The following is a 12,725-nucleotide window of genomic DNA, read 5'->3' on the forward strand; positions in this document are numbered from 1 at the left end:
CTACTGCTCCTGCTGACACCCAGATGAATACCGTTACGCTCAAACCGTCGAAAGAAAAATCGCTGCTGCGCCGCCATCCGTGGGTCTACGCCAACGTGATCGATCGCGTCGACGGCAATCCCGCGCCCGGCGCGACCGTGCTGGTGCGCGCGCACGACGGCCGCTTCCTCGCCCGCGCGGCCTACAGCCCGCATTCGCAGATTCGCGCCCGCGTGTGGAGCTTCGACGAAATGGAGCCGATCGATCATGCGTTCTTCAAGCGCCGCGTGCAGCGCGCGCTCGCGCATCGTCAAACGATGGTGCACAACACCGGCGCGGTGCGGCTGATCTTCGGCGAAGCGGACGGCCTGCCTGGCCTGATCGTCGATCACTACGTCGCTGAGGACGCGGGCCAGCGCAGCCAGCTGGTGTGCCAGTTCATGGCGACGGGCGTCGAAGCATGGAAGGAAGCGATCGTCGCGGCGCTGACCGACGCGACCGGCTGCCCGAACGTCTACGAGCGCTCGGACGTGTCGATTCGCCAGAAAGAAGGGCTCGAGCAGATCACCGGCGTACTGGCGGGCGAGGCGCCGTCGGAAGCGCTGATCGCGAGCGAAAACGGCGTGCGCTATCACGTCGACGTGCGCAACGGCCACAAAACCGGCTTCTACGTCGACCAGCGCGACAACCGCTTGCTGGTGCAGCAGCTGGCGAAAGATCGCGACGTATTGAATTGCTTCTGCTACACCGGCGGCTTTTCGCTGGCGGCATTGAAAGGCGGGGCAAAGCGCGTAGTGTCGATCGATTCGTCGGGCGACGCGCTCGCGATCGCACAGCAGAACGTGGACGCCAACGGTTTCGACGCCGAACGCGCCACCTGGCTCGACGCCGACGCGTTCAAAACTCTGCGCCGTCTGTACGACGAAGGCGAACGCTTCGACCTGATCGTGCTCGATCCGCCGAAATTCGCGCCGTCGCGTGAACACGTGGACCGCGCCTCGCGCGCCTATAAGGACATCAACCTGACCGGCCTGAAGCTGCTGCGCCCGGGCGGCCTGCTGTTCACCTACTCCTGCTCCGGCGCAATCGACTCCGAACTGTTCCAGAAGATCGTGTCCGGCGCGGCGGCAGATGCGCGTGTCGACGCGCGGATTCTCAAGCGCCTTGGCGCCGGGGTTGACCATCCGCTGCTCACCGCCTTCCCGGAAGGCGAATATCTGAAAGGCCTGCTGTTGCAAATTGCCTGATCGCCCATAGCTTCAGGGCTATTTCCCGCGTGCCGCGGAGGGGTTCGCCCCCGCTGCCAGCGCCGGCTTGACAGATATGTTTCAATATCCGGCTAGATCGGGTCGCGCGCCGTCAGGCTGCCGCGCCCGGCAAACCGGATTCGCAGACGCATTCGCTGCACATTCGATTCCGCACAGATTCACGTACATACAGGCGACCAACATGATCCCAGTCACCATCCTGACCGGCTTTCTCGGCAGCGGCAAAACCACCCTGCTCAAGCGCATCCTGAACGAAAAGCACGGTATGAAGATCGCCGTGATCGAGAACGAGTTCGGCGAAGAGAACATCGACAACGAAATCCTCGTGCAGGACACGAGCGAGCAGATCATCCAGATGAGCAACGGCTGCATCTGCTGCACGATCCGTGGCGACCTGTCGCGCGTGCTGGGCGATCTGGCGGCGAAGAAGCAGTCCGGCGAACTGGATTTCGACCGCGTCGTGATCGAAACCACCGGCCTCGCCAATCCGGGCCCGGTCGCGCAGACGTTCTTCATGGACGACCAGATCGCCAACGAATTCCTGCTCGACGCGATCATCACGCTGGTCGACGCGAAGCACGCGAACCACCAACTGGACGAGCATGAAGTGGTGCAGCGCCAGGTCGGTTTCGCCGATCGCCTGTTCATCACCAAGTCCGACCTGGTCGACGAAAAGCATCTGGACGATCTGCGCCATCGCCTGCTGCACATGAACCCGCGGGCGGCAATCAAGGTCGTCAATTTCGGCGAAGCGGACATCAAGGAAATCTTCGACCTGCGCGGCTTCAACCTCAATTCGAAGCTCGAAATCGACCCGGACTTCCTCGCTGAAGACGAACATGCGCACAGCCACGCTCACGCGCACGACGAGCACGGCCACACCCATGCCGATCACGACGATCACGAAAACTGCGATCACGACCACGGCAAGTGCGACCACGAAGGCCACGACCACGCGCATCACCATCACGCGCACCACGACGACAAGATCAAATCGTTCGTCTACCGCAGCGACCGTCCGTTCGATCCGAACAAGCTCGAGGACTTCCTCGGCGGCATCCTGCAGATCTACGGCGAACGCCTGCTGCGCTACAAGGGCGTGCTGTATATGAAGGGCGTCGACCGCAAGGTGGTGTTCCAGGGCGTGCACCAGATGATGGGCAGCGATCTGGCCGCGAAATGGCAGCCGATCGAGAAGAAGACCAACAAGATGGTGTTCATCGGCATCGAGCTGCCGCAAGACCTGATCACCGACGGTCTGGACGCCTGCCTGGCCTAAGCGCCACAAGTCGTCGCAAATGCCGGCTCGTGCCGTGCCGGGCAAATGGCGCGGCACGCGGCATGCTGGAGCGCGCTTATCACGGGCGCATGTCCGGCGGGCACCGCGGTAATCGTCTGCAGAATACGGTGCGGAGGAGCGCCCCGAAAGCCTGCTGAAATGTCGGCCGTGTGAAAAGCACGTGAAAACCCTGCTGTATTAAAGCGTGCACGACCATCGCTTTTTGACCGTGCGCGCGTTATATTTTCGGGATATCAGTGCGCCGCCGGGGTATTTCCACCAGTTGCGGTGCCGGATTGTGATTCAGTTACAATACGTGCCCACTGGAGAATGACAACGAATTGCCCGGTCAGCGCGTATCCCGCGCCGGGCTAAAACGGCGCCGGAAAATCTTATCCGGAACTCACGCCGACAATGCCGGCTGGCACAGCAGACAATGCTCGCTGCCGGCAAGCAATGCCTCAGGAGCATTTGAGAAACGGTTTCCAGAGGAGTTCGGCCCCGCATTGGCGTAGCGACGCCCGGCGCGTGGGCGCAAGGCGCTTCGGCGTCACCGACAGCCCATCGTCCGTGCCCGCCCAGCGCTCAGCGTCCTCGTGGCGCCTTTGCGGGCAATACGAAAGTGCGGGCACTATGTAAGAGTTTTGCCTCACATTGAAGAAGCAAGCCAGATGACGACGAAACGACTCTTGACTGAAGCCGAAATCCTGAAGATGAGCGACAAGGATTACATGAATGAGGATCAGCTCGCTTTCTTCAAGAACAAGCTCGAACAGCTGCAGGCGGACATTCTCCGCAATGCCGGCCAGACGACCGAGAACCTGCGCGAAACAGTAATCGTGCCGGACCCGGCCGACCGTGCAACGATCGAAGAAGAGCATGCGCTGGAACTGCGCACGCGCGACCGCGAGCGCAAGCTGCTGAAGAAGGTGCAGCAATCGATCGCACGCATCGATTCGGGTGATTACGGCTGGTGCGAAGAAACCGGCGAGCCGATTGGTGTTCCGCGTCTGCTCGCACGGCCCACGGCAACCCTGTCGCTCGAAGCGCAGGAACGCCGCGAACTGCGCCAGAAGCTGTTCGGCGACTGAACGCCAACGGCGCGGCTTCGGCTCCGCGCCCTTTTAAGCTGCTTCGTCGAGAGGCGCACGGTGATCTGTGCGCCTTTTTTCTTTTGTGTGCCCCTGCGCACAGTCCTCCGCTCCGAATCCCGTGTTTTTGTCTTATGCCGTTTGCCGGCTCTTGATATGACCGCGCACGCCCTAAAATAAGCCGGACATGCGTTGCACGAGCGCGCGCCGGCCGGTTGATCGTTTCAGCGTTGCGCGCCGTCCGCTTTCAGGATTCACGCGGTGGTGCATTACATTGTGCTGCCGTGTCCTACCCGTTTTGCAAAGAGGAACGCATATGGAGCAATTTCACGGCACAACGATCGTTTCCGTGCGCCGCGGCGACAAGGTCGCGCTTGGCGGCGACGGCCAGGTGACACTGGGCAACATCGTCATGAAAGGCGGTGCGAAGAAAGTCCGGCGCATCTATAACGGCAAGGTGATGGTCGGCTTCGCCGGCGGCACGGCCGACGCCTTCTCGCTGCTCGACCGCTTCGAAGCGAAGCTGGAAAAACATCAGGGCAATCTGACCCGCGCCGCCGTCGAACTCGCCAAAGACTGGCGCACCGACCGCATGCTGCGTCGCCTCGAAGCCATGCTGATCGCGGCGGACGCCACCACTACCCTCGTGATTACCGGTAACGGCGACGTGCTCGATCCGGAAGGCGGCATCTGCGCGATCGGTTCGGGCGGCGCTTACGCGCAAGCCGCCGCGAAAGCGCTCGTTGACAACACCGAGCTGTCGCCGCGCGAGATCGTGGAGAAGTCGCTGGAGATTGCCGGCGACATGTGCATCTATACGAACCATAACCGCGTCATCGAGACGATCGAGTAAGGACCCACGATGAGCACCATGACCCCTGCCGAGATCGTCTCGGAACTCGACAAACACATCATCGGCCAAGGCCGCGCGAAGAAAGCGGTTGCCGTGGCGCTGCGCAACCGCTGGCGCCGCCAGCAGGTTGAAGATCCGCTGCGTCAGGAAATCACGCCAAAAAACATTCTGATGATTGGACCGACCGGCGTCGGCAAAACCGAAATCGCGCGGCGTCTGGCGAAACTGGCCGATGCACCGTTCATCAAGATCGAAGCCACCAAGTTCACCGAAGTCGGTTACGTGGGCCGCGACGTCGACAGCATCGTGCGCGATCTGATCGAAATCTCGGTCAAGCAGACGCGCGAAACGGAAATGCGCAAAGTGCGGACCAAGGCTGAAGATCAAGCTGAAGATCGCATTCTCGACATCCTGCTGCCGAGCGCACGCCCCGTTGGTTTCGGTGCGAGCTCAAGCGCCGCGGATACTGCCGACGAAGGCAGCACCACGCGCCAGACCTTCCGCAAGCGCCTGCGCGAAGGCCTGCTCGACGACAAGGAAATCGAACTCGACGTCGAACAGCCGCAAGTGGGTATGGACATCATGGGGCCGCCGGGCATGGAAGACATGACCGAGCAGATCCGTTCGATGTTCGCGAACATCGGCGGCGGCAAGAAAACGCGCCGCAAGCTGAAGGTGAAGGAAGCGCTGAAGGTCCTCACCGACGAAGAAGCCGGCAAGATGCTCAACGACGAAGAGGTGAAAGCCAAGGCGGTGCAGAACGTCGAGCAGAACGGTATCGTGTTCCTCGACGAAATCGACAAGATCGCGTCGCGCAATGAAGCTGGCGGCGGCGAAGTGTCGCGTCAGGGCGTGCAGCGCGATCTGCTGCCGCTCGTCGAAGGCACCACGATCAACACCAAGTACGGCATGGTGAAGACCGACCACATTCTGTTCATCGCAAGCGGCGCGTTTCATCTGTCCAAGCCGAGCGATCTGATTCCGGAACTGCAAGGCCGCTTCCCGATTCGGGTCGAACTGGATTCGCTGTCGGTGGGCGATTTCGAATCGATCCTGGTTTCGACCGACGCGAGTCTCGTGAAGCAATACCAGGCATTGCTGGCCACCGAAGACGTGCACCTCGAATTCGCCGACGACGGCATTCGCCGTATGGCCGAAATCGCGTACTCGGTCAACGAGAAGACTGAAAACATCGGCGCGCGCCGTCTGTACACGGTGATTGAAAAACTGCTCGAAGATGTCTCGTTCGCAGCAGGCAATCACTCGGGCAAGACGGTGCAGATCGATGCGGCGTATGTCGATCGCGCGCTGAACGAAGTGGCGGAAGATGAGGATCTGTCGCGCTACGTGCTGTGATGTTGATATGTTGATGCTGGCGTCGACACTGACGCCGCATTAAAGCCGCGCGCCTTGCATGCAGTCGATCACGTGTGAGGCGTAAAAAAACGGGCTGTCTCGTGAAAGACAGCCCGTTTTGCTTTCCGGCCCGCGAGTGCGGGCAGGTCCCAGCGCTTACTGCTTCACCGGCCGCTTCGCCAACTTCCGCTGCAGCGTTCGACGATGCATGTTCAACGCGCGCGCAGTAGCCGAAATATTGCCGCCGTGCTCCGCGAGCACGCGTTGAATATGCTCCCACTCCAGGCGCGCAACCGACAACGGCGTGGGATGCTCAATCGCCTCTTCAGCTTGCAGCGCGCTCGCTTCGCTTTGCAGCGCCGACAAGATCGTCTCCACGTTCGCGGGCTTCGCCAGGTAGTTATCGGCACCGTCTTTCACCGCCTGTACCGCCGTGGCAATGCTGGCGTAACCGGTCAACACCAGCATGCGCGCGTCAGGCTGCAAATCACGCAAGGGAGCAACGAGCGTGAGACCGGAATCGTTGCCGAGATGCAGGTCAACCGTGATCTGGCTGAACTTCTGCTGGTTCGCCAACTTGATCGCTTCATCCGCGTTGTGCGCTTCGGCCACCGTATAACCGCGCCGCGTCAAACCGCGCGCGAGGATGCCGGAGAACACCTCATCGTCGTCGATCACCAGAAAATTCATATCGCTCATGCCTGCTTCTCCGTGTTGGATGGCGTAGTGCCTTGACGGCCCGCACCTGATAATTTGCGCGCCGCAAGCGGCAGTCTCAACACTGCGCGCGTGCCACGCGGCTTGATCTCGCTGACATCGGCCAGCTCGATCGATCCCTTCAGACGTGCCGCCGCTGAAAACGCCAGATACAGGCCCACGCCGTGCCCACCCTGCGTGCTGTCGACCGGCATCGCGCCGAGCGACCCGCGCAACGCGGCGGGAATGCCAGGGCCCGCATCGCATACCTCGAATGCGATCTGGTCGCCGCGAGCGGTGAGCGTGCACGATAGCATGACGTGATCGCGACTCGCACGCGCGGCGTTGTCGAGCAGAATCGTGAGAATCTGACTGACGGCAACCGTATCGTCAAGACTAACGTCCGCAGGCGGCACGCCGATCCGTTCGAACTTCACATGCGGGTGACGCAAGCGCCATTGTTCTCCAAACGACTCGAGCCATTCGCTGACCGTTTGCCGGTTAGTCGCGGTCGATGCACGACTGCGCAGCCGTGCAAGCGCCGAAGTACAAAGCGCCATTTGCTGTTCGAGCAGCTCCAGATCGGCACTGTATGGCGCGAGCCCCTTGTCGGTTCGCGCGGCATCGCGTAACTCTTCGGACAACATCGCAATTGTAGACAGCGGCGTGCCGATTTCGTGCGCGACAGTGGCGGCCTGGACGCCGAGCGCGACGGCGCGTTCATCGTGAAGCAAGCGCTGCTGCGCCTCTCCGAGCGCTGCGTCACGTAGTCGCAGAGCGCGTGACATACGCGCGACGAACCACGCAATCAGGCCAACGCTGACCATGAAGTTTACCCACATGCCGGCGCGAAAATAGTCGAACAGGTTCGCGGGGTTGTCGAGATTGAGCGGGACGGAATCAAAACCGAGCACGGCGTAGCAGGCCACGGCGAACGCGGCGAGCCACGCCATCAGATGCCATGGCAACACAGCGGCAGCAATGGCGAGCGATGGCAGGTACAGCGAAACGAATGGATTGGTGGTGCCACCGGAGAGGAACAGCAGCGCCGACAACGCGCCGAGATCGACCCAGATCTGGCCGAACAGTTCGAGATTGGACTCGGGCCGCTGCTGCGAGACCCGCCACCATGTCAGCGCGTTGAAGATCACTTCAAGAGCGATCACGAGCAACATCGCGGGCAACGGCAGGTGCACGCCGAAGAAGGTCTGCACAAACGCAATCGTCACCAGTTGGCCGATGATGGCGAGGCTGCGCAACCAGAACAGATGGCCGAGGTTGACGCGGCCGGTGTTAGTTATACGATGCATGACTTTAGTTTAACTGTTCGGACCGGTCTGACTTACCTCACCGCCTTGCGCCGGTAACATGGAATTTTGCGACAACGTTGCGCGAACCGGTTGTCCAACATCGGTTCTCGCGCCATCCAAACTCAACCATGCTGCCAATCTCTGATAGCGAAACCGCTGCCTCTTCAGCTTTCCTGACTTTCCTGCGACATGCCGCCGCAGCCCGGCAAAACGGCACTGCGGAAGCAGAGGCCAGATGGCTCGATGCCGCTGCACAACGCCATCCGCTCGACGACGAGTCCATCGATTCGCTCGTCATCAATTTGCTCGAAAAACATCGTCACGACGACGCGCTCGAACTCGCCGCCATTATTGCTCAACTCGATCCGCATCGGGCGCTTGCGCACTTCCGCTTCGGCTACGCACTGCAGATGGCAAATCGGCATAGTGAGGCAATCGCGCCATATCGTCGCGCACTCGCCATCGAACCGACATTGCCGCAGTTACGCAACAATCTCGCTGGCGCCCTCGCGTTCACTGGTGGTGACCTGAACGAGCAAATCGCCCTGCTGGAAAGTGCCGTTCATCAGGATCCCAGCCACGCCGACGCCTGGACCAATCTCACTCAGGCGAGCCGCGCCAATTTGAATCTGCCACGCGCGCTCGAAGCCGGCGCAAGAGCCGTTCAATGCGCGCCGAATAGCCCGCTTGCGCATAACAACTATGCGCTGGCGCTACGTGAAGCGCAACGCTGGGACGAAGCGGAGCGCGCCGAAAGAACGGCCTGTACATTCGCACCCAACGACGCGAGCATGCGCTCCAATCTCGGCATGCTGCAACTCATGCGCGGCGATTACACGCACGGCTGGGAAGCCCACGAAGCGCGCTGGGACGGCTCGTTGGAATTGGGCGGCAACCGCCCCGCGATGCCGGCTCCGACCTGGCGCGGCGAACCGCTGGCCGGCAAAACACTGCTGGTCTGGGGCGAACAGGGCATGGGCGATGTCTTGCAGTTCAGCCGCTATATCCCGCTGCTGGCCGAGCGTGTTCATCGCGAGGGCGGCCGTCTCGTCTGGAATTCATTTCCGCAGATGGGGGCATTGCTCGCGCGCAGCCTCGGCGATCATGTGGACGATTTCTCAGTTGGCGGTGGCGTCGAATCTTTGCCGCCGTTCGACTACGAAATCCCGTTGCTCAGTCTGCCTTTGATATTCGACACGCGCGAGGAGACGATCCCCGCTGCGACTCCATATTTGTGTGCGGACGCTGCAGCGCGTGCGTCGTGGCGACAGAGGCTTGCCGGCGAAACAAGGCTCAAAGTCGGGTTGGCATGGACCGGCAGCCTTGGCCATCAGCGCAACCCATTCCGACGGGCAGGTTGGGAGCGCTATGCAAAACACTTCGGCGGCATGCAAAACGTGGCGTTCTATTCGCTGCAACCGGGCGCCGGGGCGGATGTCGCGGCGGCCCGGGCAGCGGGCCTGTCAATGTCGGACCTCACCGCCGAATTCACCACCTTCGACGACACGGCGGCATTTGTCAGCGCGCTCGATCTCGTCATTACGGTTTGCACATCCGTGGCGCACCTGAGCGGCGCACTCGGCCAGCGTACATGGGTGCTGCTCGACGTCAATCCGCATTGGGTCTGGCTGCTCGACCGACCCGACAGCCCTTGGTATCCAAGCGCGACGCTGTACCGGCAGCCGCAGTTCGGCCAATGGGATCCGGCGCTGGCGGCTGTTGCACGTGATCTGAGTGCACTTGCAACCCGGCACCACGCGGCATAGGCCGCCATTGACCGGCAACGCGGCCACCAAGGCCGCGCCGCGTTCAAAGTGACCCGGCTCCCGGCCCCGGTTGCACGGCTCGCGCAATCTCCGCCGCAAGACATTCAGGACACAAACAGCGGCCAGACGGATCGAGCCGGTCTGCTGGCAGAGCCGGCATCTCACGGCACCAGCAGTCGAATGGCACCCCATGCATGGCGCAATCGAATGCATGGCCGCAGCGCGGGCAAAGCGCGCTTGCAGAGCGGGAAGCTGACGGTTTCATGAGGGGCCGGATGACCTCGCTTCAGCCTGGATCAGGAAATGATGCCACGACTGGCGCGCCGCCGTGAGCCGGCCATTCGGCCAATTCACAGGCAGCTCTGAACGGCGCTAAGCTTCATTGTCACCCGCCGCTTCGGCCCGCTCGTTGCGCAGTGCGCAAAGCCGGTGCCGCCCGTCACCGGCGCCGCTATCGAAAACCCTGTTGCAGCGCGCCAGTCCTGTACAATTCGCCCTGTTTTAACTGTTCCGTGCCTGAGCCTGCCGCCATGTCCGAGATCCCTGACCTTTCGCAGATCGCGCCCACCCTGAAGGCTGAAATCCTGGCCGAGGCGCTGCCTTACATTCGCCAGTATCACGGTAAGACCGTGGTCATCAAATACGGCGGCAACGCCATGACCGAGGAGCGGCTCAAGCAAGGCTTCGCGCGCGACGTCATTCTGCTGAAACTGGTCGGTATCAATCCGGTCATCGTGCACGGCGGCGGTCCGCAAATCGACCAGGCGCTGAAGAAAATCGGCAAGCAGGGCACATTCATTCAGGGCATGCGCGTCACCGACGAAGAGACGATGGAAGTCGTCGAATGGGTGCTCGGCGGCGAAGTGCAGCAGGACATCGTCACGCTGATCAACCATTTCGGCGGCCACGCGGTCGGTCTGACGGGTAAAGACGGCGGCCTGATCCACGCGCGCAAGATGCAGATGCCGGATCGCGACAATCCTGGCCAATACCTGGATATCGGCCAGGTGGGCGAAGTCGAGGCGATCAATCCCGCGGTTGTGAAAGCGCTGCAGGACGACGCCTTCATTCCGGTGATCTCGCCCATCGGCTTCGGCGAAGACGGTCTGTCGTACAACATCAACGCGGATCTGGTCGCGGGCAAACTGGCGGTTGTGCTAAACGCCGAAAAGCTCGTGATCATGACCAACATCCCGGGCGTGATGGATAAGGAAGGCAATCTGCTGACCGATCTGTCGGCGCGCGAAATCGACGGCCTGTTCGCAGACGGCACGATCTCCGGCGGCATGCTGCCGAAAATCTCGTCGGCGCTGGATGCTGCGAAGAGCGGCGTGCGTTCGGTACACATCATCGACGGCCGCATCGAGCACTCGGTGCTGCTGGAAATTCTCACCGAACAGCCGTTCGGCACGATGATCCGCTCGCATTGATTCCTGCCTCAAACCCGGCCCACACGGTACGCCAGCGAGGCGTGTCATGTGGGCCGTGCAGTTGCTCTGCCGCTGCGCCCAGCGGCGCACCACGCGCCACCCTCTGGCGCAAAAGCACTCCCCCTTCTTTTATCGCCTTCCGCATCGCGAAGCGTCATCCGCGTTCGCTGCGTGAAGCGACTGCCCACGCCTGAACGGCGTCCTCCATCATGCGCACCCCCACTTCCCGACGCCGTCGTCCGCACATTGCAGGCGGCAGTCCGGTCTGGCTGTTCGATCTCGACAACACGCTGCATCACGCCTCGCACGCGATCTTTCCGGCGATCAATCAGGGCATGACGCAGTACATCATCGACTCGCTGGGAGTCGACATCGACGAAGCCAACCGTCTGCGCACCGGCTACACGCAACGCTACGGCGCAACGCTGCTCGGCCTGGCACGCCACCATCCACTCGACCCGAACGACTTTCTGAAAGTCGTTCACACGTTCTCCGATCTCGGCTCGATGATCCGTCACGAACGCGGCGTTGCGCGCCTCGTCGCCTCGCTGCCCGGCCGCAAGATCGTGCTGACCAACGCGCCCGAGACCTACGCGCGCGCGGTACTTCAAAAGTTGCGCATCGAGCGTCTGTTCGAGCAGGTGATTGCGATCGAACATATGCGCGATCGCCGCAGCTGGCGCGCCAAACCCGATCATTCGATGCTGCGCAAGGCGATGCGCGACGCGCACGTTTCGCTCAAAGACGTGATCCTCGTGGAAGACACGCGCTCGCATCTGAAGAACTACCGGCGGCTCGGCATCCGCACCGTGTGGATTACCGGCCATCTGCCGCGCAAACCGCACGCGGACGGCGTGCCGACGCGTCTGCCGGGCACCGGTCGGCCGCACTATGTCGACCGATGCATTCGTTCGTTAAAATCGCTACGACTGGGCAACCGCTCGGTTCGTTTGAAGAGATAGCAGACGGGGCGACAGCCATGCAGCCGATCGACAAGCCGGACGAAGCCGTAGCCGAACACGAACCCGCCCCGTCGGGCGCCCCGCGCGCGCCGCGCCTGAAGCCGGGCGAGCGCCGCGTGCATATCCTGCAGACGCTTGCCGCGATGCTGGAGGCGCCGAAGAGCGAAAAGATCACCACGGCGGCGCTCGCCGCCCGGCTCGGCGTCTCGGAAGCGGCGCTGTACCGCCATTTCGCCAGCAAGGCGCAAATGTTCGAAGGACTCATCGAGTTCATCGAGCAGACCATCTTCGGCCTGATCAACCAGATCGCCGACAAGGAAAGCAATGGCGTGCTGCAAGCCCGCGCGATTGCGCTGATGCTGCTCAACTTCCCCGCGAAGAATCCCGGCATGACGCGCGTGCTGACCTGCGAGGCGCTGGTCGGCGAGCACGAACGGCTGACCGAGCGGGTCAATCAGATGCTGGAGCGAGTCGAGGCGTCGTTGAAGCAGTGTTTGCGGCTGGCTCAGACGGAAGCAAACGCAAGCGCGGGCGAAAACACAAACGCCAACGCGCAGACCGCCGCCCCGCTGCCCGCCGGCTACGATCCTGCGATCCGCGCGAGCCTGCTGCTGAGCTACATCATCGGCCGCTGGCATCGGTATGTACGCAGCGGCTTCGCGCGGCCGCCCGCCGAACACGCCGACGCGCAACTGCTGCTGATTCTTCAGTAGTCCGCGCGGCAGGCGCAGTGGC

The 12,725-nt window shown here is 62.0% G+C and carries 12 protein-coding genes; 9 read left to right on the forward strand and 3 right to left on the reverse strand.

The window, feature by feature from the left end:
• The first annotated feature begins 23 nt into the window (after nt 1-23).
• The 5 genes from M0D66_RS19310 to hslU all read left to right on the forward strand — a co-directional run bounded on the left by M0D66_RS19310 (nt 24) and on the right by hslU (nt 5,826).
• A complete protein-coding gene (locus M0D66_RS19310) occupies nt 24-1,226 on the forward strand; it encodes a class I SAM-dependent rRNA methyltransferase (protein ID WP_093634650.1) in 1,203 nt (400 codons plus the stop codon).
• Between the two features lie 202 nt (nt 1,227-1,428).
• Nucleotides 1,429-2,526 carry a GTP-binding protein gene (locus M0D66_RS19315; protein WP_093634649.1) on the forward strand — a complete coding sequence of 366 codons (1,098 nt, stop codon included), beginning with the start codon at nt 1,429-1,431 and terminating at the stop codon, nt 2,524-2,526.
• A gap of 671 nt (nt 2,527-3,197) precedes the next feature.
• A complete protein-coding gene (gene dksA / locus M0D66_RS19320) occupies nt 3,198-3,617 on the forward strand; it encodes an RNA polymerase-binding protein DksA (protein WP_054037155.1) in 420 nt (139 codons plus the stop codon).
• 316 nt (nt 3,618-3,933) lie between these two features.
• On the forward strand, nt 3,934-4,470 hold the full coding sequence (gene hslV / locus M0D66_RS19325) for an ATP-dependent protease subunit HslV (protein ID WP_028197737.1): 537 nt from the start codon (nt 3,934-3,936) through the stop codon (nt 4,468-4,470).
• 9 nt (nt 4,471-4,479) lie between these two features.
• The gene (hslU, locus tag M0D66_RS19330) at nt 4,480-5,826 is read left to right on the forward strand and encodes an ATP-dependent protease ATPase subunit HslU (RefSeq protein ID WP_093634648.1); all 1,347 of its coding nucleotides are present in this window, start codon (nt 4,480-4,482) and stop codon (nt 5,824-5,826) included.
• Between the two features lie 156 nt (nt 5,827-5,982).
• On the opposite strand, the gene M0D66_RS19335 is transcribed toward hslU, so the two are convergent.
• Nucleotides 5,983-6,525, reverse strand: coding sequence for a response regulator transcription factor (locus M0D66_RS19335; RefSeq protein WP_028197735.1), 543 nt, complete (start codon nt 6,523-6,525; stop codon nt 5,983-5,985).
• On the reverse strand, nt 6,522-7,832 hold the full coding sequence (locus M0D66_RS19340; RefSeq protein ID WP_266211172.1) for an ATP-binding protein: 1,311 nt from the start codon (nt 7,830-7,832) through the stop codon (nt 6,522-6,524). The genes M0D66_RS19335 and M0D66_RS19340 overlap by 4 nt, the downstream gene beginning before the upstream one ends.
• A gap of 128 nt (nt 7,833-7,960) precedes the next feature.
• Here M0D66_RS19340 and M0D66_RS19345 point away from each other — a divergent pair, with 128 nt between their 5' ends.
• The gene (locus tag M0D66_RS19345) at nt 7,961-9,598 is read left to right on the forward strand and encodes a tetratricopeptide repeat protein (RefSeq protein WP_266211173.1); all 1,638 of its coding nucleotides are present in this window, start codon (nt 7,961-7,963) and stop codon (nt 9,596-9,598) included.
• A 43-nt stretch (nt 9,599-9,641) separates the two neighbouring features.
• On the opposite strand, the gene M0D66_RS19350 is transcribed toward M0D66_RS19345, so the two are convergent.
• On the reverse strand, nt 9,642-9,863 hold the full coding sequence (locus tag M0D66_RS19350; protein ID WP_093634644.1) for a cysteine-rich CWC family protein: 222 nt from the start codon (nt 9,861-9,863) through the stop codon (nt 9,642-9,644).
• 265 nt (nt 9,864-10,128) lie between these two features.
• Between M0D66_RS19350 and argB the strand changes: the two genes are divergently transcribed.
• The 3 genes from argB to slmA all read left to right on the forward strand — a co-directional run bounded on the left by argB (nt 10,129) and on the right by slmA (nt 12,703).
• Entirely contained in the window at nt 10,129-11,028 is a 900-nt protein-coding gene (argB, locus tag M0D66_RS19355; protein ID WP_054037147.1) for an acetylglutamate kinase, read from the forward strand.
• A gap of 209 nt (nt 11,029-11,237) precedes the next feature.
• On the forward strand, nt 11,238-11,990 hold the full coding sequence (locus M0D66_RS19360; RefSeq protein ID WP_054037146.1) for a pyrimidine 5'-nucleotidase: 753 nt from the start codon (nt 11,238-11,240) through the stop codon (nt 11,988-11,990).
• A gap of 17 nt (nt 11,991-12,007) precedes the next feature.
• Nucleotides 12,008-12,703: a nucleoid occlusion factor SlmA gene (gene slmA, locus M0D66_RS19365; protein ID WP_266211174.1), complete on the forward strand. Its 696-nt coding sequence runs from the start codon at nt 12,008-12,010 to the stop codon at nt 12,701-12,703.
• The last annotated feature ends 22 nt before the right edge of the window (nt 12,704-12,725 follow it).

This window comes from Paraburkholderia sp. SECH2, assembly GCF_030464795.1.
GTDB lineage: Bacteria > Pseudomonadota > Gammaproteobacteria > Burkholderiales > Burkholderiaceae > Paraburkholderia > Paraburkholderia aspalathi.